Source organism: Actinoallomurus sp. NPDC052274 (assembly GCF_040679475.1).
Lineage (GTDB): Bacteria > Actinomycetota > Actinomycetes > Streptosporangiales > Streptosporangiaceae > Actinoallomurus > Actinoallomurus liliacearum.
Genome location: NZ_JBFAUT010000068.1, coordinates 1 through 24,939, shown reverse-complemented (window position 1 = coordinate 24,939; position 24,939 = coordinate 1). Strand labels below are relative to the sequence as shown.

The window sequence follows — 24,939 nt, the reverse complement described above, 5'->3', positions numbered from 1 at the left end:
CGTCCAGCGAGTATGACTTTCATATGATATGAAACTGATGTAACTTCGGCGAGCGGGAGGTCGTCGAGCGATATCCGAAACCCGGCGGATCGCGTGCGACGGCCCGGACCACGGCATCTCACACGGAAAGAACTGATCATGATTCTTGTGACCGGAGCGACCGGCACCATCGGACGCCCACTGATCGACCTGCTCGTTCGGGAGGGCGCCAAGGTCCGCGCCGTCACTCGCGCCCCGCGGACCGCCGGCCTGCCGGCGGGCGTCGAGGCCGTCGCGGGCGACCCCTCACGGCCCGGCACGGTCGTCCCGCACCTCGAGGGGGCCACCTCCGTGTTCCTGCACCCCCGGGCCGCCGGGGAGGCCGCCGCCGATCTGCTGGCGTTCGCCCGGGAGCGGGGCGTCGAGCGGGTCGTGGTGCTCTCGGCCATCAACGTGGACGACGATCCCGCGCGGCAGCCCTCCCGCTTCCAGGGCGACCGGAACAAGGAGGCCGAGGACGCCGCCGTCGCGAGCGGCCTGGAGTGGGTGAGCCTGCGGGCCGCCTCCTTCGCCGTCAACACCCTCCGTACGTGGGCGCCCCAGGTCCGGGCCGGTGACGTGGTGCGAGGCCCGTACGCGGCCTTCGCCGAGCCTTTGATCGACGAGCGGGACGTCGCGGAGGTCGGCGCCTGCGCGCTGCTCGGCGCCGGCCTGGCGGGCCGCCGGCTTCGTCTCACCGGCCCACGGTCCCTCTCCCACGCCGCGCTCGTCACCGTAATCGGCGAGGTGATCGGACGGCCGCTGCGCTATGCGGAGATCCCTCCGGAGGCGTTCGCGCGAGGCCTGGTCGAGCGGGGCCTCCCGCGCCCCTTCGCCGAGGCCCTGATGGCGAGGTACGCCCGGGGCGCCGGACCGGCCGAGACCGTCACCGACGAGGTGGCGAGGATCCTCGGCCGCCCCGCCCGCACGTACGCCGAATGGGCCGCCGACCATGCCGCCGCCTTCCAGGGCTGATGACGCCCCGGCCGGGGCCGAGGAGAACACCACGACCCCGTGCCGCGCACCCCGGAGCAGGGTCTCGGCGGCGGTCCTCAGGAAGAGAGCTTCGGCCTGGGCAGTACGGGCGCGCCCACTTCCATGGAGAGCCGGAGAAGACTGGGTGCGTGCCTGGTCCCCAGCATGCCGAGGTTCGTCACGAGAATGCCCCCTTCGACGATGGCGATGGCCGTCGGCCCGTCGAGGCCATCGTCGGCCGTCGCGAGAACGGTCACCGCCCCATCGGGGGCGATCCGCTGGACGGTGTTCTCCGGATGCACCGCGAGATAGATGTTCCCAAGAGCGTCGAAGGCGAAGTCGTCCGCGGGCACACCTGAATGCACCTCGGTGATCTTGGACGGCCGACCGGCCTGCACTTCGATGCGGAGTACGGTGGCCTGCGCCGTATTCGTGGCATAGAGACTTCCATCAACGAACTTGATGCCGTTCACCCCTGTTCCCGAGACGGGGTCGTCGAACGACGTCGGCTTCAGGCGGTCATCGGCCAGCCAAAGCCGCAGATCATCGTGGCCGCGAGGCAGGTAAAGGATCTCTCCGTTCACGGAATCCGCGGCGAACAGAGTGCCCTCATCGTCGAACGTGATGCCGTTGAGCCCCGCGCCGGCTCTGGCGGCGGCGAACCGAGCCCAGCGCCCGGCGGCGTCGCTTCTCCAGATTCCCGCCACGGCCTCCTCACCGCTGCGCACGGCGACATAGAGCCGATCGTCCGCGTCCGACGCGAGCCCGACCGCCATGACGTCGTCGGACTGTTGGACGACCCGCTCCGCACCGGCCGTCGAACGCCAGACGGTTCCGGCCGCCAACAGGGTCGTGCAGATGGTGCCGTCCTTCAGCACGACGATGTTCTCCGGCGTTTCCCGAGCACCGAAGTCGAACGACTTCACGGTGCTGACTTCTCCGACGACATCCGCGGATGACATGGCCCTCCCATTTCCCGGCTCGACGTGCGACGCGCTCGCGCCCCGTTGCCGCTCGCCGTACTCGTAGTGTTCGAAGACCGCCGGTGTGCGATCTTCCGGTGACTCAGTCGGCGGCCAGTTGCTCGGTCGCCTGTTGGCCGGCGTCGGTGGCACGACGCAGGAAGTCGGCAAGCGTCTGGAGTTCGCCGTCGGTGTACTCCGCGCAGATCCGGTCCATCGAGGTGCTCATCCCGGAATAGAGCTCGAACAGCTCCGGGACGCGGTCGCGCAGGGGGTACACGGTCACGGCGCGGCGGTCGACCGCGTCCGGGTCGCGCCGGCGGACGGCCCAGCCACCTCGTTGAAGCCGGTCCAGGATGCCGGTCATCGTGGCGGGGTGCAGGCCGGCACGGCGGGCGAGGACGCTGGGGCTCATCGGCCCGTGCCGGTTGAGCAGGTCGAGACAGAAGAGGTCGACGTCCTTGATATCGACGTGGTCGCAGATCTGATGGTTGAGCAGTGACAGCTGAATGCTCAACTCGCGCAGAGACTCTTTGATCGCGCTGGTCGTTCGCCGTCGATCTCGCGCCGAGCCGGCGTCCTCGCCAGTGGTGGACGCCATGGTCGACATCCTCCTAGCCCGATATGATATGTCCGACGTATTTGATGAGATCTTAACGATGCTAGCGCACCCGGCGAGGGCGACCAGGGCGACCGCGGCGCAGTAGACCTTCTCCCCCTCCTGGTTGGTGCTGTCGGTGCTGTCCCGCCAGGCGGATTCGGCCGGCTCGGATCCGTCTGCCCGTCATCGCCCGCGTTCGGATCTAACGCCGGACCGTACGGCAGCTGCTGCGGGTCCCTCACCGGGACTCCCATCTCTCCTGGGGGCGGGCCGGTAGGTGCTCGGCGGCGCGGCCGCGCACGCCTCGTACCAGGGGGATGCCACGACGGGATCAGCGCGTGGTGTGACCCTCAGACCGTGCCTGGACGTCGCTCAGGAGGAGCGCGCTCCGGACCTGGTCTGCTCCCCCTTCCGCGCGTCGGGTCCCGCGCTCGGGGCGGTGCGCCGGTGCCGGCCGCGCAGTGCGGAGGCCAGCGCGCCGACCAGGGCCAGGGCCGTGGCCACGGTGAAGACGGTGACGAGGCCGTGGTGGAACGGACCGGTCACCAGGGTCGGGAAGAACCGGGTGCCGGTGAGGGTGTGGACGTCGCCGGCGGGCAGGGTGCGCAGGACTCCGCTCGGCGCGAGCAGATGGCCGATCGGGTTGTTGCCGAGGAAGGTGGCGAACAGGCTGCTGACCGGCGGCAGGTTCGCCGCCTGGGCCGCCGTGCCCGCCGGCACGCCGTGCGCCCGCAGGCCGCTGTCGAGCGCGCCGGGGAGCGAGCCGGCGAGACCGGTGATCATGAGCGAGAAGGACAGGCCGATCGACAGGGCGGTGCCGGAGTTCTGGAACGTCGAACGCATGCCGGAGGCGACTCCGCGCTGGTCCGGCGGGACACTGCCCATGATCGCGGAGGTGTTGGGCGCCGCGAACATTCCCTGTCCGAGGCCGCTGAGCAACAACATGGCCGCGAACGCGGGATACGGGAAGTCGACCGGCAGAAGGAGAAGGCCGACGAAGGCCGCGGCCACCACGAGCAGCCCGGTCGTGGCGAACAGCCGCGCGCCGAAACGGTCGGACAGCCAGCCGGAGATCGGCCCGCCCAGGAGGAACCCGATCGTCAGCGGGAGCATGAAGATGCCGGCCCACAGCGGAGTGCGTTCGAAGTCGTAACCGCGCAGGGGCAACCACATGCCCTGCAGCCACATGATCAGCGTGAACTGCAGGCCGCCGCGGGCGATCGCGATGAGCAGCGCCGCCAGGTTGCCCGCGGCGAACGCACGGATGCGGAACAGCCCGAGCTCGAACATCGGTTCCCTGATCCGGGTCTCCGTGACGCAGAAGATGACGAGCAGCGCCAGGCCCCCGCCCAGCGCGCCGAGCACGTACGGGTTCGTCCACCCGGTCGAGTGGCCGCCGTACGGCTGGATGCCGTAGGTGATGCCGACGAGGAGGGCACCCGCGCCGGAGGTGAAGGTCAGGTTCCCGACCCAGTCGATGCGGCCGGGCCGGCGAGAGCCGATCTCACGCAGGCTGCGGTACGACCATGCCGTGCCGGCCACGCCGATCGGCACGCTCACCCAGAACACCGCCCGCCAGTCGATGGCCGCCAGCAGGCCTCCGGCGAGGAGCCCGATGAACTGGCCCGCGAGCGCGGTGATCTGGTTGATGCCGAGCGCCATGCCGCGCTGTCGGGCAGGGAAGGCGTCCGTGAGGATGGCGGCGGAGTTCGCGGTGAGCATCGAGCCGCCGACGGCCTGCACGATCCGGAAGCCGATGAGCCACAGGGCGCCGCCGCCGCCCCTGAACGGATCGAGGGAGAGGGCGATCGAGGCCGCGGCGAAGATCGCGAAACCGGCGTTGTACATCCGGACGCGGCCGAACATGTCGCCCAGTCGGCCCAGCGCGACCACCAGCACGGCCGAGACCAGCAGATAGCCGAGGATCATCCACAGCAGGTAGCCGATGTTGCCGGGTGCGAGCGGGTCCAGTCCGATGCCGCGGAAGATCGCGGGCAGGGAGATGATCACGATCGAGGAGTCGATGGTCGCGATGAGCACGCCCATCGTCGTGTTGGACAGCGCCACCCACTTATAGCGCCCGTTCTCCTCGTGGGCGCGCTCGCGGTCGTCCACAGAACCCATCCGTCTCTCGTCTCCGTCCGTCACAGCCGTTCCGCCAGTCGGTCGAGCAGAGGAAGCACCGGAAGGAGCGCCCGCCGCTCGGCCGGCGTGAACTCCGCGTCGATGACGGCGGCCAGGTGTCGTATGGATTCCGAGCGCCGATCGGCGACCAGTCCACGGCCCGCCTCGGTGATCGTCATCACCGCCCGGCGGCCGTCGCTCTCGTCCGGGCTCCGGTCGACGAGGCCGCGTTCCTCCAAGGCGGCCAGGGTGGCCGCCATGGCCTGGGGCCGTACGCCCTCGGCGGCGGCGAGCGCGCTCGGTGAACTCGGACCTTCCCGGTCGAGCCTGGCCAGCGGCGATATCTCGGAGAGCGCCAGGCCGCCCACGGATCCCTTGGCCTGCCGCATCTTCCGGGCGATCCGCCCCACGCTCAGGCGCAGCGCCGCCGCGATCTCGCTCGCGTCCACCTCGTCCGCGTCCGCGTCCGCAGCCGACGCGTCGATCTCCGACATAGTTGCTAACGCTAACTTAATAAGTTGTTTTTAACTATGTGTACCGAGATGCCTGTCCTGTACTGGCCAACGGGCCGGGACCAGACGACCCCCGGCGCCAGGCCCAGACCGCGACCGGCCTCGGCAACGACGGCTACGGCACGCCGAGCCGACCTTCTCCGACGTGGGCCGGACGCATCGCGCCCGGCCCACCCGGTGCCCGGTCAGTCCGTGATGTCCCGCGCCACGGCGATGGCGGCGAGCGCGAGGGCGACGACCGTCCAGCCGAGCAGGAACGGCGTCCCGGGTCCGCCGTTCGGGCCGAAGGCCGCGAGCCCGCCGGTGAACGGACCGTGGTACCGCGTCAGCGGGACGATCGCCTCGATGATGGCGCCGACCGGCAGGATCACGAACGCCGTCGCGGCGTTCCGCAGGATGGCGCCGAGCGCGACCCCGAACAGCGCCAGAAGCACCACCCCGCCGACCGTGATCGCGTACAAGCGCGCGAGGTCGGCCGGGTGCCCGGTGCGCATGGCGGGTCCGCCGTGCCGCGCGACCGCGGCGCCCAGCCAGAAGGTCTGCGACACGGCCGCGGCGAGCGCGGCCACCACGGCCAGGGACGCCGCCTTGGCCGTCAGGACCCGGTACCGTCCGGGCGTCGTCAGAAGGACCGGGACGATCGTCCGGAACCGGTGCTCATGGGTGGCCGCCATCACGCCCAGCAACAGCATCGGATAGCCGGTCAGCGCTCCGGCGGACGGGCCGAGGCCGTCCCAGGTCGCCGCGGGATCACCCTGCATCCCGATGACGAACACGGCGAAGAGCTGAGCGAGGCCGACCGCGAGCAACGTCAGCCAGGGGCCCGGCGTCGTCCGCAGCGAGTACAGCTCGGCCCGCACCATCCGGATCACGGTGCCTCCTCGATGCCGCCCGCACCGGTGAGCCGGAAGAAGACCTCTTCCAGGCCGGGGGCGTCCTCACGTAGCTCGAACAGCGGGATCCGGTGCTCGGCGGACAGCAGGCCGACGTACTCCGACCACCCCGGCGGGCCCTCCAGACGGTCGCGCTCGGTCATCCGCACGGCCGCCCCGGCGGCGGTCATCAGCGCGGCGAGCCGTTCGGCCTGGGGCGAGCGTACGTGGAGCCGCCCGGACGCCCGCGCCCGCAACGCGTCGAGCGGACCGGCCGCGACCAGGCGTCCCCGGGCGACGATGACCACCTGATCGACGGTGTGCTCCACCTCCGCCAGTTGGTGGCTGGACACCAGCACCGTGCGCCCCTCCGCGGCCTGCGCCCGCAGGAACCCTCGCAGCCAGTGGATGCCCTCCGGGTCGAGTCCGTTGGCCGGCTCGTCCAGCACGAGCACCCCCGGATCACCGAGCAGCGCCGCGGCCAGCGCGAGCCGCTGCCGCATGCCGAGCGAGAAGCCGCCGGCGCGCCGGTCGGCCGCGTCGGCGAGGCCGACGAGTTCGAGGACCGTGTCGACCCGACGGGCGCCGACGCCAATGCGCAGGCCCAGCATCCGCAGGTGATGGCGCGCGGTGCGGCGGGGATGAGCGGTCATCGTCTCGACCACCGCGCCGATCACGCGCGCCGGTTCGGGCAGGTCGCGGTACGGGCGGCCGTACGCCAGGGCCCGGCCGGACGTCGGCCTGACCAGGCCGAGCAGCATGCGAAGCGTGGTCGTCTTGCCCGCTCCGTTCGGACCCAGGAAGCCGACCAACGAGCCCTGCTCGACGGTGAATTCCAGTCCGTCGACGACGAGCCGGTCGCCGTACCGCTTGGTGAGTCCCTGGATCGTGATCGCCCGCACCGGATAATAGATAACGGTTAGCCATAACGCCGTCAAGGCGATCACCCGGCCGTCGCCCTCGCCGGCCACGCGCCGGCGAGGGCTTCGGTCACCGGGTCGAACGTCATGCCGATACCCGTAGCACGGTCTTGCCCGGCAGCCGGCGTGCGCACAGGCCTTTCAGCGCCGCCCCCGCCTCTCGCCAGTCCACGACGGTGGCGATCCCGGCCCGCAGCGTACCGAGTGCGTATTGGGCGACCAGGTCGCTGAGATCGTCCGAGGGAGGATCGTCGTCGAGGGCATCGAGCACGTAATATCCGCGGAGAATCGCCTGTTTGGGGTAGAAGTCGCTGACCGAGAACCGCGTTGTCGCCCGTGCGGAGTTACCGAAGCACACGATCATTCCGCCGGGGGCGACGAGCGTGAACGCCTGGGCGAGCGAGTCACCTCCGGCCGACTCGAGGATCAGGTCGAATCCGGGCGTGACGCCGCCCATTCCGACGTGGACGTCGTCGGCGCCCAGCGCGTCGAGCCCGTACGCGCGGTCGGGCCGCCCGACGATGCCGGTGACCTTCGCACCGGCCGCCCGTGCCAGCTGAACGGCGAACCGCCCCACTCCACCGGCCGCGCCCGTCACCAGTACGGTGCGACCGTAAAGGTCGCCGGCGAGCCGGAGCATCCGCAGCGCCGTCAGCGCCGCGGTCGGCAGGGCCGCCGCCTGTTCCCAGGAGACGCCGTTCGGGATGACCGCGAGCTGCCGCAGCGGAACAGCGAGGTGTTCGGCCCAGCTCTGCCCGTGCGCGATGCCGAACACGCGCGTGCCGGTGGGCGGTCCGGCACCCGAGGCCGCCTCTCCCGCGATCACGCCGGCGAAGTCCCAGCCCGGCCGCCATCCGGGAACGGCGTCCAGGATCCGATGCAGTTCGCCGCGATTGACCGAGACGGCCCGCACGTCGACCAGCACCTCGTCCTGGCCCGCGGCGGGCATGGGGACCTGGGCGAAGCCGACGAGGTCGGCGTCGCCGGTCGCGACGAGCGCTCTCATGCGTCGGCCGGCCATCGTGGCGACGCCTCCGGCGCGGGCTCGATGGCGTTCCAGTCGTCCCGGACCGGGGAGAAGACCTCGATGACGACCGCGCCGTCGGGTCCGGTCTCGACCTCATGCGGGACGTCGGCGAGGATGCGCCAGGTCCCTCCGGGGCCGATGTCGCGTTTCTCCTCGCCGACCCGGAACGTCAGCGATCCGGTGACGCACACTCCGATCTGCTCGTTCTCGTGCCGGTGCTCGGGCACGACGCCTCCGGGGGGCAACTCGACCACGGACAGGGTGATGCGGGCGCCCTGGACCACCCGGGCGATCACGCCCGGCCAGATGGGCAACGGCGGGATCGAGCCAAGGTCTTTCAGCGCGCTCATGCGCCCTCCTTCGTCGGCGGAGTGACCAGACGCCGTGTTATCGATTCGCTCGCTCATGTCGGCTCCTCGTAGACGGGTGTCGTCCATTCGTGGTGGCGGTGGTCCTCGCGGCGGGCGATCGCCTGAAGGTCGCGCCGCAGCGTCACCGTCGTCTCACCGGGACCGCCGGTGCCGACCGGACGGCCGTCCACCTCGACGACCGGGACGACCGCGGCCGCGGTGCCGCAGAGCAGCGCCTCGTCGCAGGCGTACAGCTCCGAGCGTTGGATCCGGCGTTCGGTGACCACGATCCCGAACCGCTCGCCGAGCAGGTCCATGGCCTGACGGCGGGTGATGCCCTCGAGGATGTCGTCGGTGACCGGCGGGGTGGCCCACTCGGTTCCGGTGCGGATGAGGATGTTCGAGGTCGTCGCCTCGGCGACGTACCCGTCACCGGTCAGCAGGATCGCCTCGTCGAAGCCGTTCCTGATCGCCTCGGACTTCGCGAGAGCCGGGCCGACATAGCCGCCGATCACCTTGGCGCGGTTCGGCAGGGCGACGTCCGAAGCGCGCCGCCAGCTGCTGACCATGCAGCGGACCCCGCACGGATCGATGTAGTCCCCGGGCACGGGGGTCGCCGCGACGCAGAATCGCGTCCCGGAGTCGTGCATCCGGACCGCGAGCTGCTCACCGGCGAGGAACAGCAGCGGCCGCACGTACGCGTCGCCTCGCACGCCGTTGCGGCGCAGCAGTTCCACCGTGGCCGACACCGGGTCGGCGACGGCCAGGTCCAGGCCCAGGATGCGGGCGGATCGCCGCATCCGCTCGTAGTGCGCCGTGGCCTCCAGCAGGTACAGCTCCCGGTGCGCCGCGTTCCAGTAGGCGCGGATCCCGTCGAAAATTCCGGTGCCGTAGGAGACCACGTTCGCGAGCACGCTGAGCCGGGCCTTCTCCGCCGGCACTAACGCGCCGTCGATGAAGACCCAGGGGTACGGCGTGCCGAACGCCATGTCCTCCGGTTTCACCACCTGTTGACTCATACGTCCGGAATCTAGGTCGACCAAGGGTTCAGCACAATCGAAGGTTCCTTAAGACAGGCTTTAGCATTGCCGTATGCTCGATCTCGCGCGACTCCGGGTGCTTCGCGAGGTGGCCCGGCACGGCTCGCTGACCGGTGCCGCGGCGGCCATGTCGTTCACCGTCTCCGCGGTCTCCCAGCAGATCACCGTGCTGGAGCGGGAGGCGGGCACCCGGCTCCTCGAAAGGCATGCTCGCGGCGTACGGCTCACCGAGGCCGGGTGGGCCCTGATCCGTCACACGGACGTGATCCTCGCCGAGCTGCGGGCGGCCGAGACATCGCTGGCCGCGATCGCGCACGGTGTCGGAGGCCGGTTGCGGCTCGGGTCCTTCACGACGGCCAACGCGACGCTGATGCCTCGCGCCGTGCGCGCGTTCCAGCGGCAGTACCCGCAGGTGGAGCTCGAGCTGGTCGAGATCGATACCGACGAGGCGACGGCGGCGGTCGCCGCGCACGAACTGGATCTCGCCCTCGTGTACGAGTTCCCGGTGGTGCCCTTGCGGATCCCGCCGAGCGTCGAGGTCAGTCCGCTGCTCGTGGATCCCCTGCACATCGCCCTTCCACCCGACCATCGGCTGACGGGCCGAGAACACCTCCGTCTCACCGATCTGGCGGAGGACCGGTGGATCCAGGGTGTGCACCACGGTTCGACGATCGACGTCCTGCCGCGTGCCTGCCGGAAGGCCGGGTTCGAACCGCGGATCGCGTTCCGCACCGACGACCAGATGACCGTACGGGGACTCGTCGCCGCCGGCCTCGGAGTCGCCCTGGCACCGTCTCTCACTCTGCCGGCGATCCCGTCGGACCTCGCCATACGTCCACTGAGCGACCCCGCGCTGACTCGTACGGTCTCGGCGGCCACGCCCGCGGGCCCGTACCGGCTGCCGTCGGCGACGGCCATGATCGACCACCTGCGCCGGGTCGCCGAAGAACTCGGGCTCTGATCGGTCCTCGCAGAGTGGGAACCGCGCGCAGATCGTCGTTCATTGAAGATCGTCTGGAGAGGTGCCCGCAGACCCCTTGACGCGGGTTCGGTGCGGCCCCGCCGCCCCGGTGGGTGGAGGGGCCGTGACCTGCCGGGAACCCGCCTATCCGAGCACCGGGTAGTTCGCGCGGAACACGTTGTGCGGGTCACGGGCCCGCTTGATCTCCCGCAGCCGCGCGAGCGCGCTGTCGGAGAAGGACTTCGCCGCCGTGTCACCGGGGGACAGCAGGGTGTACGGCTTGCGGCCGCTGATGTAGGCCTCCAGGTCGGCCACGACCTCGGCCTGCCTGGCGCGCGTCGCATCGGCCGCGTGCGGCAGGCCAAGTCCCAGCAGGCCGAACAGGTACGGCTCAGCCACCGCGCCGCTCGCACCGGCCCCGCCGCCCGGCTCGGCGAGCGCCCCGCCCAGGTGCCTGATCTGCACGTTGATGAGCGGTTCTACCGGCTTGGCCAGCAGGAGCTCCACCGCGTCCGCGTCCAGGCCGGTGAGCAGCTCCGCACGAGCGATGAATGGGGCCGGATCGGTGGGCTCGGCGGTGATGTCACCCAGGTCGGCGACCGGGACGACGCCGCGGCTGTCGGAGATCGCGCCATCGATCTTGTCGATGCGCACCAGCAGGTCCTCCCCCTGAGCCGCCTCACCCAGGTAGGCCAGATCCAGCGTCACCATCGGCGGCGCGCCGGGGGGCTGGAGCCGGTTGATCCAGACACTGAGTTCACGCGGCGCCTCGGCGGTGATCTCCAGGAACGCGTCGTACACCTCCCTGGCCCGGTGCTCCGGCCAGATCACGCGCCCGCCGTACAGGACCGGCACGGGATACAGCTCGAGTTCGAGGGCGGTCACCACCGCGAAGTCCCCGCCACCGCCGCGCAGCGCCCAGAACAGCTCGGGATCGGACTCGGCGGTCACTCGGCCCGGCTCGCCATCGGCGTCCACGATGTCGATGGCCCGCACGCTGTCGGAGGCGAAGCCGTACTTACGGCTGAACCAGCCGACCCCGCCGCCCAGGGTGTAGCCGGTCACGCTGACCCCCGGCGCGCTGCCGGACAGGCCGGTCAGACCCAGCGGACCGGCCGCGGCCAGCACCTGCCCCCACTTGACGCCCGCGCCCACCCGGACCACGCGCTCCTTCGCGCGTACCTCCACCTCGTTCAGCAGGCCGGTACGCAACAGGATCAGGCCTTCCACATCACCGGAGGCGCCATGCCCGCTCGGCTGCGCGGTCACCGTCATCCCCGCCCGCCGCGCGTAACGCACGAGCGCCGCCACGTCATCGGCATCCGCGGCCTCCACCACGGCCGCCACCGGCTGCCTGACGGTCAGATTCCACGCGGTGGCCGCCTGTTCAAAGCCGTCATCATCGGCCAGGAGCACGCGCCCCTTGAGGACACCGCGCAGATCGTTGATCGTCATCGTCGTCTCCCTTTTTCGAGTTCTCAGAGAATGCGAAGGAACACCGTGCACCCCTTCGGGGCGTGCAGAAGTCAGGCGGGCTGCGCGGCGGGCGCCGGGGCGGCGGCCTCCTGGGCCTTGTGGGCCTTGTGGGCCTTGCCGGTCTCGCGGAGGATCAGCAGGCCGGTGGCCACGATCAGTGCCGAGGTCAGGCCGTGGATGCCGAACGCGGCGGCCATGGAGCCGTGGTGGGCCAGGACATTGATCATGTCGCCGAACGGGGCGACGGCCTCCATCAGCAGGACCCAGCCCAGGGCGCGGCGGTGGCCCGTCACCAGCAGGACGCCGATGACCAGGCCCATCGCGATTTCGCGGCTGCCCTTCACGACGAGGAAGCCGCCGCCGTCGCCAGAGGGCCAGTTCGGCAGGCCGAAGCCTGGAGCGGACGTCGCGGGGGTCAGGATGAAGGACGCCCCGAGGTAGAGGACGAACAGGACGCCGGCGGTGGCCAGGATGGTGTTGAGGTTCTTCAGCGACATGGTTCTTCTCCTCTGATGTTCAGACTGGGCGGGGTTCAGCCGCGGACACGGCGGATGTGGCGGGCGTAGCGGGGGCGGCCGATGACGTGCCAGATGACGCGGACCGGCGTGGGGAGGCCGCGCAGGACGATGGCGCGCTCGGCCGGGTTCGCGTCTTCCAGGACGGCGCCGAAGAGCGTGAGCAGGGTGAGCTTGGGAGTGTTGTGCACCAGGTGGTCGCCCAGGGAGGCCCACTCCTGTTCGGTGATGTGCTCGGCCGCGAGCGGGAGGAGGGTGGCCTCCTCGTCGTCGAGGTGTTCCAGCAGGACCGCGCGGTGCTCGGCGAGGGCGGCCACGAGGGTGTCGCGTTCGTCGGCGCCCGCGGTGGCCTCCCAGGCGGGGACCGCGGCGTCCAGCCTGGTCAGGGTGGCCGCGATGCGTTCGTGCTGGATCTCCATGCGCAGGACGATGTCGGCCTCCAGGTCCACCCGGGAAAGGAGCGGCGGCCACAGCAGCTCGTCCTCGCCCTCGTGATGGTTGTGCAGACCCAGCCGGTAGTCGCGGAAGTGGTCGGCGATCACCGTGGCGCGAGCGGTGTCACCCGGGGTGACGTCCGCGACGAGTTCCACCAGCAGCCGTGACTCACGGCGGAAGACCCGGTGGACGATCTCCATGTCCTGGGTGTTGACGCTCATTTGTTCCTGCCCTTGGTCGGTTGCGACGTGTTCAGGCTGCTCCCAGGTGTTTGGAGGGTGCTTGGAGCTGACTTGGACCAGTCCACGTACGATGTGCGGATCATGGTCTTCGTCCGGGTGCTGGGCTCGTTCGCGGCCGAGGTGAACGGTGCGGCCGTTCACCTCGGCGGGCCTCGGCAGCGGGGCGTGCTGGCGTTGCTGGTGGCGGCGCGCGGGCAGGTCGTGCCCGTCGACCGGATGATCGAGGATCTGTGGCGCGGTGAGCCGCCCGCGCGGGCGCTGATGTCCTTGCAGGCGTACGTGTCCAACCTGCGCCGGCTGCTGGAGCCCGGACGCCCGCCGCGCACGCCGGCCCGGCTGCTGGTGAGCGCGTCGCCCGGTTACGCGCTGCGGCTGCCGCCGGAGTCGGTGGACGCGTGGCGGTTCGAGGACCTGCTCGACCAGGCCCGTACGGAGACCGACCCGCGCGTCGCCCAGGCTCGGCTCGCCGAGGCGTTGGGGCTGTGGCAGGGACCGGCGTTCGCCGAGGTCGCCGACGAGCCGTGGGCCGCCGCCGAGACGATCCGGCTGAACGAACTGCGCCTGGTCGCCACCGAGCTGCGCGTCGCCGCGGGTCTGCGAATCGGCGACCCCGCCGCGGTGGTTCCCGAGGCCGAGCGGCTCACCCGCGACGAGCCCCTCCGCGAGGAGGGCTGGCGGCTGCACGCTCTGGCACTGTGGAACAGTGGCCGCCAAGCCGACGCGCTGGCGACGCTCCGCCGCGCCCGCGGCATCTTCGCCGAGGAGCTCGGGCTCGACCCCGGCCCGGACCTGACGGCGTTGGAGGAGGCGATCCTCACCCAGCGCACAGATGTCATGCGCGAGACCGTGCCCCCGCCACCGCCGACCGCACCGCTGCGGCGGCCGGCTCCGATCATCGAGGCGCCCTTCGTCGGACGCGAGGCACAGCTGTCGGCACTGGTCACGGCCGCCGCCGAGGCCGCCACCGACGGAGCCCGCATCGCCCTTGTCACCGGCGAGGCCGGGCTCGGCAAGTCGACGCTGCTGGAACACCTCGGCAGGCGCCTTGAACGTGACGGGTGGCTGGTCGCCGTCGGCCGCTGCCCCGAGGTCGACAGCGCGCCGCCCGCATGGGCCTGGACCGAGGCGCTGAGAGCCGTCGCCGCGACCACGTCCCCGGGCGAGTTCGCGGACGACCTCGCGCCGCTGCTCACCGACACCGGACCGGCGGACGCCGACGCCACCGCCGGACGGTTCCGGATGCGCCAAGCCGTGTGGAAGTGGCTCGCGGCGGTCGCCGCGGAACGCCCGGTCGCCGTTGTGCTGGACGACCTGCACTGGGCGGACGCCGCCACGCTGGAGCTGCTCGGCGGCGGCCTCGGCACGCGGGCCCCGATCCTGGTCGTCGCCGCCTACCGCGTGGACGAGAGCGGGCACCTCACCGAAACGCTGGCCTCCCTCGCGCGTGCCACGCCCCTCCGCCTGGCGCTGCCGGGGCTGAACGACGAGGCCGTCGCGGAGCTCGTACGGACCGAATGCGAGGCCGACGAGGAGACCATCGCGGGGATCGCCGAGCGCACCGGTGGCAACCCGTTCTACGTGCGCGAAAGCGCCCGGCTGCTGAACGGCGAAGGCGCGCTGGTCGCCCTCTCCGAGGTCCCCGAAGGCGTACGGGACGTGCTGCGGCGCCGGCTCGCACGGCTGCCCGAAGGCGGCGTGTCCATCCTCCGGCTCGCCGCGGTCGCAGGCCGGGAAAGCTCAGTGGACGTCCTCGTGAAGGCCGCCGACACCGACGAGGACGGCGTGATGGACGCGCTGGACGCGGGCGTCATCGCCGGGCTCCTCGACGAGCCCGGCCCGGGCCACATCCGCTTCGTCCACGCCCTCGTCAGGGACACGCTCATCGCCGACCTCAGCCGCCTCCGCACAGCCCGCATGCACGCCCGGATCGCCGACGCGCTTGAAGGCACCGACGACATCGCGGCGCTGGCCCACCACTACGCGCGCGCCGGCTCACCGAAGGCCGTCGGCTACTGCGTCCAGGCCGCCGAGCTTGCCGAGGCCCGCTACGCCTACGACGTGGCGGCCGACCTCCTCACCGATGCCGTCACCAACTCGACCGGACCGGACGAACGCGTCGAATTGCTCGGCAGGCTCCTGCGCGCGCAAATCCGGGCGGGAGCCGTCGGAGCCGCCCGCGAGACACGCCGTGAAGCCGTGGAGTACGCGGAGTCCCTGGGCCGCGACGACTTGATGATCGCCGCATTCACCGCGTGGACAGAGCCGACCCCCTGGCAGGCCCGTACGTACGGCACGGTGGACCAGCCCATCGTCGACCGCCTGAGCCGCCTGCTGAAGCGCGAACTGCCCCCTTCGGTGCGGTCCCGGCTCCTGACGGCGTACGCGAACGAGCTGGTCGGCGAGGACGACCCGACCGTTCTGGAGGCGGCGCAGGAGGCACTCGACCTCGCCACCGGACCCCGGCTGCGGGCCGCGGCACTCGAGATCCTGGCCACAGTCCACGGCGACGCCGAGTTCTGCCGGGAACTCGTGGAGATCGGCACCGAGCACGACCTGCCGGTCTACCGCGTCACCGGGCTGCTCAACCATGCCACCGGCGCCGCCGACGCCAACGACCCGGTGGCCATGCGCCAGGTGACCACCGAGGCTTTGGAACTCGCGCGCACCTACCGAATGCGCGAGGCGATCGCCGTCGCCGAGATCACGCTGGCGACCCTGGCGCTCATCGAAGGCCGAACCGCCGACGCCGAACTCCTCTACATCAAGGCCGACGAGGGCATGCGGCGCGCCGGATCGGTGCACGCCACGGGCTTTCTCCAACTCGCCATGGCCACGGTCTGGCTGAACGACGGCACGCTCGGCGCGCACCTGGACGACGTTCGCGCCCTCCACGTCGCACTCGGCCCCATGACCTCCGACCTGCTCGCGCTCGCCCTCCACGCCAACGGCCTGGACGCCGAAGCCCGCGAGGTCCGCGCGTCACCCAGCCCGATCCGCCCCGACTTCTTCTTCACCTTCCTCACAACGTTGCGCGCGATGGCCATCGTCGCCTTGAACGACCGCGACGCCGCCGAGGAGATCTACGCGACGCTGCTTCCGCACCGCGACGGCCCTCCGGCGGGCGCCACGAGCCTGTCGGTGGCGCTGCGCCCGGTCGCCCACACCCTCGGCGAGCTGGCCGTCCTCCTCGGCCGCGACCACGAGGCCGCCGCCCACTTCGCCCAGGCCGCCACCATCGCCGACCAATGGAACGCACCCCGCTGGGCCGCCGAGGCCCGGTTGCGAACGACCACCTAGTGCGGTGACCACGAACGTTCGCCGGTTTGATCGCGCTGCCTTGGGGCGTGGGCGGCCCCAGCGTTGTTGTCGTTGGCTGCGGATGCGGGCGCGTTCGCGGCGTTGGGCGGTCAGGATGTCGGGGTGGCGGGCGTTGGCGTTACGCCACCGCAGGTAGGCGTGCAGCCTGCGGGCGAGCACGGTGTGGTCGGGATGGTTTGAATCGCCCATCACGAAGGTCCGCAAGGGCCCGAACTGGGCCTCGATCGGGTTCGCCCACGAGGCGTAGGTCGGGGTCAGGCACAACTCGACCTTGTTCTTCTTCGCCCACTTCACGATGGCCGGGGTCTTGTTCGCCGACAGGTTGTCCATGATCACATAGATCTTGGCGCCGTCCGGGCGGGCGGCCCGGATCGACTTGAGCGCGGCCAGCGAGTGATCACCGCCCTTGCGTCTGCGGATCACGCCCCACAACTGGTCATCGCCCAAGGAGTAACAACCGTGGAAGTAGCGGATGCCGTGGGTGCGGCGGTAGGTCGCCGGCAGCCGGTCCGGCCGGGACCGCCGCGCCCACGCCGACCCGTGACACGGGCGAATCGACAGTGGCCCGAACTGGTCGAAGGCGAAACACCGCTCGGGAAAACGGCTGGTGACGTACTCGATCCGATCCAGCTTGGCTTCCTTGTCCGGGTCACCGGACTCCTTCCAGGTCCGGGTGCGCTGGAAGCAGATCCCGCGTGAGTGCAGGATCTGCCTGAGCCGTTCCCGTCCGACATCGATGGCTCGGGTGGCGTCGGCGGCAAGATAACCGGCGAGCTTGCGGATGCTCCAGTGCGTGAACGGACGCCCCAGCTTGACCGGACGCGTGGTGGCCGTCTCAACGATGAAGGCGATGTCATCGTCGCTGATCAGGCGGGGACGACCTCCCGCCCACTTAGGGTCCAGGCAGGCCAGCCCGCGCTCGTTGAACGCGTGGATCACATCCCGGACCGTATCCTCGTCCGCGGCGGCCGGATGCTCGGGAAAGCCTCGCCCGTGGTGCCGATATGGAGGCTTTCGCCCGCGTCCTGGGCTGCGGTCGCCGAGCATTCGGTACGCCGTGGGCGGCGGACCGGAGCCGTCCCGGTTGCCGGCCCGGCCGATGGAGGTGACGAACCCGCCGCCATCGGGCAGTGATCAGCCCGGTCTCCGTGCTGCCATGGAGCACCCAGCGCGGCCCGTGATACGGCGTGGTCGACCGGTTCATCGGCGAGGTAGGCCCATCCCGCGACCGCCGCCGTGACACGCTCACGGCCGGGAAGCGGGCCACCCGCGCCTCCGTGAGAGCACACGGCCGCGCAAGAGCCGCGCTGTCAGTGCGCTTGCTCGTACTGTTCGATGACCGTCGCCGGGATACGACCCCGTTCACTGACCTCGATCCCACGCGCCTTCGCCCACGCGCGGATGTCCGCACTGCGCCGGCGGCTGGACACGGCACGCCCTCGCGGGCGCCGGACACCGCCGGCCCGCCGCCCGCGCTCCACGAACGGCGACAGACGATCACGCAGTATTCCCGCATTCTCGGCACTGAGGTCGATTTCATAAGCGACGCCGTCGATGGCGAACGAAACCGTCTCTTCCGCTTCGCTGCCGTCCAGATCGTCGATAAGTCGTTTGATGACCTGCTCGGCCATATTCATTCCTTCCTCGATGGATGCGCGTTAACGATTGTAGCCAATGTAGCACCGTGGGCTGCTTCCGGATCACTATTAAAGATCACCGATCGTGCTCTAAAGCGCGACCCTACGCGCACACGGTGCACGAGCAGAGTAACGCGCCAGGCAGCACTGGCATGACGGTTCCGTTTTCAGGCGGCTACCCTCACCAGCGACGTAACCGATACCTGCGAACAACCGATACCTGCGAACACAGGTCAATCCGACCGGCGATTTCCCCGCTTCAGAGCGACGACCCCTTCGCGCGCCTTTCCAGATCGCCGATGACGCCCCCTGCGACCTTCGTTAGCGAAGGAACCGATCAACGGTGACCGTCAGTCACACGCGCCCCCCAAGGCAGATCCGGAGCTCAGCTGATTCCGGGCAGCGCCGCTTTCCCGCTCTCAAAGATCGGACATCCCCCATCAGGAATCAGATTCGCACAGACAGCCGTACCCTCAGCCGGGCCGCTTCGCATCAGCGTCGACCGCCGACGACGGCGCCATGCAACACACCACTCAGGCGCCTCGTATTGCTTCAGCATGCCTTCAGACGGCGAGGGCCGCTGCCGCGAAGGGTCGATGAAAGCGGATGAAAGCCCAGCGGACGTCCCGTCGGCCGTCCATCGTCCCGACGTGCGCCAGCACGATCCCCTGTCACACGCGACCGCCGACTCGCTTGACATATGACTGCATCGGCGCACACTCCTGCCTGAGCCGGTGTTCAGCATTCCGTACCTAGTTCGATATTTCGACATGCTGGGCGGGGCCGGACGCAATCGCCTCGACGCGGCACCGGGGCCGCGCGCAGGTGCCCCGCTCCTTCACTGAGAGGTGGATGATGCGCAGAGTCTTCCTGTGGTGGGCCGGCGCGGTCGCCATGCTGATCCTGGTGGCCGTTGCTTTATCCGCTGTCGGTGTCGGTTCCGCCTACGCCGAGTCGAACGGCGGTGTGCGGGTCATGCCGCTCGGCGACTCGATCACCGATGGGATCACGGTGCCGGGCGGGTACCGGATCGGGTTGTGGCAGCGCTTCGCGAACGACGGATACAAGGTCGACTTCGTCGGGTCGCTGTCCAACGGGCCGGCCGCTCTCGGGGACCACGACCACGAGGGGCACTCCGGCTGGCGCATCGACCAGATCGACGCGAACATCGGCACCTGGCTGCGCACCTACACGCCGCACACCGTCCTGCTGCACATCGGAACCAACGACGTCATTCAGAACCACGACCTGGCGGGCGCGCCCGCCAGGCTGTCAGCGCTGCTCGACCACATCACCGCGACCGTGCCCACCGCCGAGGTCTTCGTCGCCACCATCATCCCGCTCGCCGACTCGGGTCTGGAGGCGAACGCCCGTACGTTCAACGCCGCGATCCCCGGCGTCGTGCAGAGCAAGGTCAACGCCGGCGAGCACCTGCATCTGGTGGACATGCACGCCGCGCTGACCACCGCGGACCTGGCCGACGGCGTCCACCCGAACGCCACCGGGTACGACAAGATGGCCGCCGCCTGGTACAGCGCGCTCAAGTCGGTATCCGGCAGCATCGGCGACCCGGGTGGCGGAAACGGCGGAGGCACCACTCCCCCGCCCGGCGGCTGCGCCGCCAAGTACACCGTGGTCGGCCAGTGGTCCGGCGGGTTCCAGGCCTCGGTCACGGTGACCGCGGGGAGCAGCGCGATCACCGGATGGACCGTCACCTGGCACTACTCCGGCGGACAGAGCGTCACCCAGGCCTGGAACGCGACCGTCGGCGGCTCCGGATCGACGATCACCGCCCACAACGTGGGCTACAACGGCGCCCTCGGCGCCGGCGCGAGCACCGACTTCGGGTTCATCGGATCCGGATCCGGCGGCGAGGTGCCCGCGCTCACCTGTACCGCCGGCTGACCGGTCCACACTCCCCCCACGCGTTATGAGGTGACACGTGACACGTCCCATTGATCGCAGATCCGGCGCCGGGTGGCGCTCGGCGGCCCGCCGGGCGACCCGCCTGGCCAGGCTCGGCCTGACCGCCGCGCTCGCGCTGATCGTCACACCGGTGATCGCGCTCGCGTCCGCGCCGCCGGCACCGGCGCTCGGCAACGGGCTGGCGCTGACGCCGCCGATGGGCTGGAACGACTGGAACGCCTACGGCTGTAACGTCAGCGAACAGCTCGTCGAGCAGACGGCGCAGGCGATGCACAACAACGGCATGCAGGCCGCCGGCTACCAGTACGTCAACATCGACGACTGCTGGATGGCCTCCAGTCGTGACGGATCCGGGAACCTGGTCGCGAACTCTGGCAAGTTCCCCGACGGGATCGCCGCGGTCGCGAACTACGTCCACTCTCTCGGTCTGAAGCTCGGCATCTACGAGGACACCGGCACGGCGACCTGCGCCGGATACCCCGGCAGCTACGGACACGAGCAGCAGGACGCCAGGCTTTTCGCCTCCTGGGGAGTCGACTACCTCAAGGAGGACTGGTGCAACATCCCGTTCGGCGACTTCTCCGGCCAGTCGCACCAGCAGGTCGCCCAGACCCTCTACACGCGAATGCGCGACGCGCTCTCCTCGACCGGCCGCCCCATCGCCTTCAGCATGTGCAATGGCTGGGACTCCAGCGTGCAGCCGTGGAACTGGGCAGGCCCGGTGGCGAACCTGTGGCGCACCACGGTCGACATCCAACCGAACTTCACCAGCATGCTGAACAACTTCCACGTCAACGTCGGGCTCGCCGACCACGCCGGCCCCGGCGCGTGGAACGACCCGGACATGCTCGAGATCGGCAACGGCATGACCGCGACCGAGAACCAGGCGGAGTTCAGCCTGTGGGCTGAGATGGCGGCACCTCTGATCGAGGGAGGCAACCTCGTCAACCCCGGCTCCTCCACCCTGTCCGTCCTGACCAACAAGGCAGTGATCGCCGTCGACCAGGACTCGCTCGGCAAGCAGGGCACCCAGGTGTCCTCTGCCAGCGGCCACGACGTGCTGGCCAAGCCCCTCGCAAACGGTGACGTTTCCGTCGTCCTGTTCAACGAGACCGGATCGACCGCCACCATCTCCACCACCGCATCCGCCATCGGCAAGAGCGGATCCTCCGGCTACACCCTCACCGACCTGTGGACCGGTGCCACGTCCACGACCAGCGGCACCATCAGCGCCTCCGTCCCCGCGCACGGCGCCGTCATGTACCGGGTCGCCGGCGGCACCACCGGCGGCGGGCCGGCCAGCGAGATCCACGCCGTCGGCGCGGGCAAGTGCCTCGACGTGCCCAACGCGACGCGGACCAACGGCACCCAGCTACAGATCTTCGACTGCGCCGGCGGCACGGGCCAGATCTGGGCCTCCTCGGGCGGCCGCCTCACCGTCTACAACGGCGCCAAGTGCCTCGACGCCTATGACAACCAGACGACGGCCGGCACCAAGGTCGAGATCTGGGACTGCAACGGCGGAGCCAACCAGCAATGGCAGGTCAACTCCAACGGCACCATCACCGGCGTCCAGTCCGGGCTGTGCCTCGACGTGACCGGCGCCGGCACCGCCAACGGAACGCCGGTCGAGCTATGGCCCTGCAACGAGGGCTCCAACCAGCGATGGACCGTGGGCTAGCGACGCACGGCCGTCGGCCGCTTCGGCCAACTCACCGGCCCTAGGCGGACTCGCGGACGATCAATCGGCAGGGGACTTCGTGTACGCCGGGAGAAGGTCTGTCGTCGATGGCGTCGAGCAGCCGGAGGGCCGCGATGCGGCCGATCTCGGTCAGGTCGACCTCGATCGTCGTCAATGGGGGGCGCGCGGCGAGCGCCATCGTGTCCCAGTTGTCGTAGCCGACGACGGCGACGTCGTCGGGAACTGCGACGCCGCGTTCACGCAGGGTGTCGGTGACGCCGCGGGCGATCTGGTCATTGCCGCAGAAGAAGGCGTCGGTGTCCGGTGCGGCGCGCAGAACCGCGTGGGCGGAGCGTCGGCCCCACGCCTCGCTCCAGTCGCCGAAGTGCGGTTTGCCCATGACGAGATCGAGGCCTGCTTCGGCCAGGAACTGCTGGGTGAAGCGGGCCCGGTCGGCTGCCGCTGCGTGGTGGGCGGGGCCGGTGACGTGAGCGATCCGGGTGCGGCCGGTGGAGATCAGGTGGTCGATGGCCAGTCCGCAGCCTTGGTGGTCGTCGGAGATGACGGAGATGTCGCCGGGATCGGTCGAGGGCGACAGCGCGTAGACGACGGGGACATCGTCGTGGACACCGGTGAGCGGGGGCCGGGGATCGGTGCGACGGCCGGTGACGATGATGCCGTCGACCCGGCGGTCCATCAGGTTGTGCAGGTGGTGCTGTTCGCGAATCAGGTCGCCGCGCGTATCGCAGAGCAGCACGGAGATCTTGCCCGCCCCCAGCGCGTCCTCGGCGCCGAGCAGCACCGGGGTGCTGAACCGGCCGATCCCGTCGGTGGTCATGAGGCCCACGGTCCAGCTGCGTCCGGTATGCAGGCTCTGCGCCTGCGGGTTGGGACGGAAGCCGAGAGTCTGTGCCGCGTCGAGGACCCGTTGCCGGGTCTCGGGGCGCATGCGGCCCGAACCGCTGAGCGCCCTCGACGCCGTTCCCACACTGACCTCCGCCAGTGCGGCGACATCAGTGAGTGTGACCCTGGTCCTCGTGGCCGCCCGACCCCGCTCTGACACGCACAATCCTTTGCTTCCGCTCACCCTTGGGGTCATAGTGCCACCGTTTGCCCACATAGGCCAACTGACGGCAAACAGGAAATAAGCGGGAGAACGCCTTGACGCGCCCCGTGGTTAACCCTATGTTTCCGGCAAGAAAAACCTTTGCGCAGTTTGCTCACCGATGGGAGCTGCGTCGTCGGCCCCATGAGGCACTGATCCGGGGAGTTCCATGTCCCGCACGTCTTCCCCCCACCCCGCGGCCGGTCCCATCCGGCCCGGTCCGGGGGCGCAGGCCGTACTGCGTCCCGCGACCGCGTCCATCGTGACGGCGGGTTTCTGGCACGACCGCCGTACGGTGAACGCGGAGGTGAGCATCCCGCAGGGGCCCCAGATGCTGGAATCCGAGGGCAATCTGCGCAACTTCCGCCTGGCCGCCGGCGCGGAATCGGGCACGTTCCGCGGTGACTACCCCTTCCAGGACACCGATGTCTACAAGTGGCTGGAGGCCGCCTCCTGGCAACTGGGCCAGGATGCCGCGGCGGGACGGCACACCGCCGCACTCGCCGCCGAGGTCGACCGGATCATCGCTCTGGTGGCCGCCGCCCAGGAGGAGGACGGCTACCTCAACACCTGGTTCCAGTCGGGCAAGGGCGAGGGCCGCTGGCGCGACCTGCGGTGGGGCCACGAGCTGTACAGCGCGGGTCACCTGATTCAGGCCGCCGTCGCCCACCACCGCTCTACCGGACGCACCGAGCTGTTGGACGTGGCGGTGAAGTTCGCCGACCACATAGGAACTGTCTTCGGCCCGGAGGACAGCGGCCGGCCGATTGACGGCTTCGACGCGCATCCCGAGGTGGAGACCGCCCTGGTCGAGCTCTACCGGGAGACGGGCGAGGCCCGCTACCTCGACCTCGCCGGATACTTCGTGGACCGCCACGGACACGGTCTTCATGGCTACGAGACCTACTGCCAGGACCGCGTGCCCGTCCGCGAGGCCCAGAACGCCGAAGGCCACGCGGTGCGCCAGCTCTACCTCCTGGCCGCCGTCGCCGACCTGGCCACCGAGACCGGGGAGCGGGCACTCGCGGAGGCAGGAGCCCGGATCTGGCACGCGATGGCCGCCACCAAGACGCATCTGACCGGTGGCGTCGGCGCCCACCACGATGAGGAGGACTTCGGCGACCCGTACGAGTTGCCCAGCGAGCGCGCCTACTGCGAGACCTGCGCCGCCATCGCATCGATCCAGTTCAGCTGGCGGATGGCGCTGCTCACCGGTCAGGCACGCTACAGCGATCTGGTCGAACGGACCCTGTTCAACGGCTTCCTGGCCGGAGTGTCCCTGGATGGTGAGAGCTGGCTCTACGTCAACCCACTCGCCGTACGCGACGGCCACGTGGACGGCGGCGGGGACCAGTCCTCGCGGCGCACCCGCTGGTTCCGCTGCGCCTGCTGCCCACCGAACGTGATGCGTCTGCTGGCCGGCCTGGAGCACTACCTGGCCTCCACCGATGGCAGCGGCATCCAGCTCCACCAGTACGCGACGGGACGGTTCCAGGGCACAGCCCACGATTCTCCGGTCGTTGTCAGCGTTGACACCGAGTACCCGTGGAAGGGACGCGTCGCGGTCACCGTCGAAGAGACCCCGGACGTCCCCTGGACTCTCTCCCTGCGCCTGCCGCAGTGGTGCACCGAGTACTCCCTGGTCCTCGCCGACGGGACCGCGGTGGCCGACGTCGCCTCCGGCGACGGCTGGCTGCGCGTCGGGCGGGAGTGGGCCGTCGGCGACAGGATCGTCCTCACCCTGGACCTGCCCGCGCGGCTCGTACGGGCCGATCCCCGGGTGGACGCGGTCCGCGGCTGCGTCGCGATCGAGCGCGGCCCCCTCGTGTACTGCCTGGAGCAGGTCGACCATCCCGGCGGCGGCCTGGACGACGTGGTGCTCGACACGAGCGTCCCGCTCGTGTCGAAGGACCGTCCCGATCTGCTGGGCGGCGTCGTCACCGTGGTCGGCGCCGGCTACCGGCGCGGCATCCCCGACCTCGGCTGGTGGCCGTACCAGCCGCAGGACGCTCCCGCCTCCCCCGCGACCGGCAGCCCACTGGAGCTGACCGCCGTGCCCTACTACGCGTGGGCCAACCGCGCCACCGGCAGCATGCGCGTCTGGTTGCCCATCGGCTAGTCCGCGAGCCCCCGTTCCAGCCCATCGGCTAGTACTACATAGCTAGATCTGGATGACCTGGAGGCGCAGTCGTCGCTTGACGTGGTGCCTGCGTGCTTCGGCTTGATGGGCGCGCCGGACGAT

General features: G+C 70.2%; 20 protein-coding genes and 1 pseudogene. 6 read left to right on the top strand and 15 right to left on the bottom strand.

Annotated features, from left to right (window positions below):
- The first annotated feature begins 138 nt into the window (after window positions 1–138).
- Window positions 139–993, top strand: coding sequence for an NAD(P)H-binding protein (locus AB0K82_RS37820; RefSeq protein WP_364406476.1), 855 nt, complete (start codon window positions 139–141; stop codon window positions 991–993).
- A 77-nt stretch (window positions 994–1,070) separates the two neighbouring features.
- Here the strand turns inward: AB0K82_RS37820 and AB0K82_RS37815 are convergent, their stop codons facing one another.
- The 9 genes from AB0K82_RS37815 to ilvE form a co-directional block, all read right to left on the bottom strand.
- Window positions 1,071–1,919: an SMP-30/gluconolactonase/LRE family protein gene (locus AB0K82_RS37815; RefSeq protein WP_364406473.1), complete on the bottom strand. Its 849-nt coding sequence runs from the start codon at window positions 1,917–1,919 to the stop codon at window positions 1,071–1,073.
- Between the two features lie 139 nt (window positions 1,920–2,058).
- The gene (locus tag AB0K82_RS37810) at window positions 2,059–2,556 is read right to left on the bottom strand and encodes a MarR family transcriptional regulator (protein ID WP_364406470.1); all 498 of its coding nucleotides are present in this window, start codon (window positions 2,554–2,556) and stop codon (window positions 2,059–2,061) included.
- 372 nt (window positions 2,557–2,928) lie between these two features.
- Window positions 2,929–4,680, bottom strand: coding sequence for an MFS transporter (locus tag AB0K82_RS37805; RefSeq protein WP_364406467.1), 1,752 nt, complete (start codon window positions 4,678–4,680; stop codon window positions 2,929–2,931).
- Between the two features lie 20 nt (window positions 4,681–4,700).
- Window positions 4,701–5,174: a MarR family transcriptional regulator gene (locus AB0K82_RS37800; RefSeq protein WP_364406465.1), complete on the bottom strand. Its 474-nt coding sequence runs from the start codon at window positions 5,172–5,174 to the stop codon at window positions 4,701–4,703.
- A gap of 203 nt (window positions 5,175–5,377) precedes the next feature.
- Window positions 5,378–6,064 carry a hypothetical protein gene (locus AB0K82_RS37795; protein WP_364406463.1) on the bottom strand — a complete coding sequence of 229 codons (687 nt, stop codon included), beginning with the start codon at window positions 6,062–6,064 and terminating at the stop codon, window positions 5,378–5,380.
- On the bottom strand, window positions 6,061–6,966 hold the full coding sequence (locus AB0K82_RS37790; protein WP_364406460.1) for an ATP-binding cassette domain-containing protein: 906 nt from the start codon (window positions 6,964–6,966) through the stop codon (window positions 6,061–6,063). The genes AB0K82_RS37795 and AB0K82_RS37790 overlap by 4 nt, the downstream gene beginning before the upstream one ends.
- Window positions 6,967–7,069: 103 nt before the next feature.
- A complete protein-coding gene (locus tag AB0K82_RS37785; RefSeq protein ID WP_364406457.1) occupies window positions 7,070–7,990 on the bottom strand; it encodes a zinc-binding dehydrogenase in 921 nt (306 codons plus the stop codon).
- Complete coding sequence (locus AB0K82_RS37780; protein WP_364406454.1) at window positions 7,987–8,361, bottom strand: cupin domain-containing protein; 375 nt, start codon at window positions 8,359–8,361, stop codon at window positions 7,987–7,989. Before AB0K82_RS37780 ends, AB0K82_RS37785 begins: the two co-directional genes overlap by 4 nt.
- Window positions 8,362–8,414: 53 nt before the next feature.
- Window positions 8,415–9,380: a branched-chain-amino-acid transaminase gene (ilvE, locus tag AB0K82_RS37775; RefSeq protein ID WP_364406452.1), complete on the bottom strand. Its 966-nt coding sequence runs from the start codon at window positions 9,378–9,380 to the stop codon at window positions 8,415–8,417.
- A gap of 73 nt (window positions 9,381–9,453) precedes the next feature.
- Here ilvE and AB0K82_RS37770 point away from each other — a divergent pair, with 73 nt between their 5' ends.
- Window positions 9,454–10,362, top strand: coding sequence for a LysR substrate-binding domain-containing protein (locus AB0K82_RS37770; protein WP_364406449.1), 909 nt, complete (start codon window positions 9,454–9,456; stop codon window positions 10,360–10,362).
- A gap of 144 nt (window positions 10,363–10,506) precedes the next feature.
- On the opposite strand, the gene AB0K82_RS37765 is transcribed toward AB0K82_RS37770, so the two are convergent.
- From AB0K82_RS37765 to AB0K82_RS37755, 3 genes are all read right to left on the bottom strand, one after another.
- Window positions 10,507–11,817, bottom strand: a complete 1,311-nt coding sequence (locus AB0K82_RS37765) for an FAD-binding oxidoreductase (RefSeq protein ID WP_364406446.1) — start codon at window positions 11,815–11,817, stop codon at window positions 10,507–10,509.
- Window positions 11,818–11,888: 71 nt separating this feature from the next.
- Complete coding sequence (locus AB0K82_RS37760) at window positions 11,889–12,335, bottom strand: DUF4267 domain-containing protein (RefSeq protein ID WP_364406443.1); 447 nt, start codon at window positions 12,333–12,335, stop codon at window positions 11,889–11,891.
- Window positions 12,336–12,370: 35 nt separating this feature from the next.
- Window positions 12,371–13,009, bottom strand: coding sequence for a hemerythrin domain-containing protein (locus AB0K82_RS37755; protein WP_364406440.1), 639 nt, complete (start codon window positions 13,007–13,009; stop codon window positions 12,371–12,373).
- A gap of 72 nt (window positions 13,010–13,081) precedes the next feature.
- Here AB0K82_RS37755 and AB0K82_RS37750 point away from each other — a divergent pair, with 72 nt between their 5' ends.
- The gene (locus AB0K82_RS37750; RefSeq protein ID WP_364406437.1) at window positions 13,082–16,327 is read left to right on the top strand and encodes a BTAD domain-containing putative transcriptional regulator; all 3,246 of its coding nucleotides are present in this window, start codon (window positions 13,082–13,084) and stop codon (window positions 16,325–16,327) included.
- Window positions 16,328–16,360: 33 nt separating this feature from the next.
- Here the strand turns inward: AB0K82_RS37750 and AB0K82_RS37745 are convergent.
- A pseudogene (locus tag AB0K82_RS37745) lies at window positions 16,361–17,314 on the bottom strand (IS630 family transposase); the annotation flags it as partial.
- 344 nt (window positions 17,315–17,658) lie between these two features.
- Entirely contained in the window at window positions 17,659–17,979 is a 321-nt protein-coding gene (locus tag AB0K82_RS37740; protein ID WP_364406434.1) for an Lsr2 family protein, read from the bottom strand.
- Between the two features lie 861 nt (window positions 17,980–18,840).
- Between AB0K82_RS37740 and AB0K82_RS37735 the strand changes: the two genes are divergently transcribed.
- The gene (locus AB0K82_RS37735) at window positions 18,841–19,890 is read left to right on the top strand and encodes a cellulose binding domain-containing protein (RefSeq protein WP_364406431.1); all 1,050 of its coding nucleotides are present in this window, start codon (window positions 18,841–18,843) and stop codon (window positions 19,888–19,890) included.
- A gap of 37 nt (window positions 19,891–19,927) precedes the next feature.
- Complete coding sequence (locus AB0K82_RS37730; RefSeq protein WP_364406428.1) at window positions 19,928–21,592, top strand: RICIN domain-containing protein; 1,665 nt, start codon at window positions 19,928–19,930, stop codon at window positions 21,590–21,592.
- 40 nt (window positions 21,593–21,632) lie between these two features.
- Here AB0K82_RS37730 and AB0K82_RS37725 read toward each other — a convergent pair whose 3' ends face one another.
- On the bottom strand, window positions 21,633–22,655 hold the full coding sequence (locus AB0K82_RS37725; protein ID WP_364406426.1) for a LacI family DNA-binding transcriptional regulator: 1,023 nt from the start codon (window positions 22,653–22,655) through the stop codon (window positions 21,633–21,635).
- Window positions 22,656–22,866: 211 nt separating this feature from the next.
- Here AB0K82_RS37725 and AB0K82_RS37720 point away from each other — a divergent pair, with 211 nt between their 5' ends.
- On the top strand, window positions 22,867–24,816 hold the full coding sequence (locus AB0K82_RS37720) for a beta-L-arabinofuranosidase domain-containing protein (protein ID WP_364406423.1): 1,950 nt from the start codon (window positions 22,867–22,869) through the stop codon (window positions 24,814–24,816).
- Window positions 24,817–24,939: the final 123 nt, after the last annotated feature.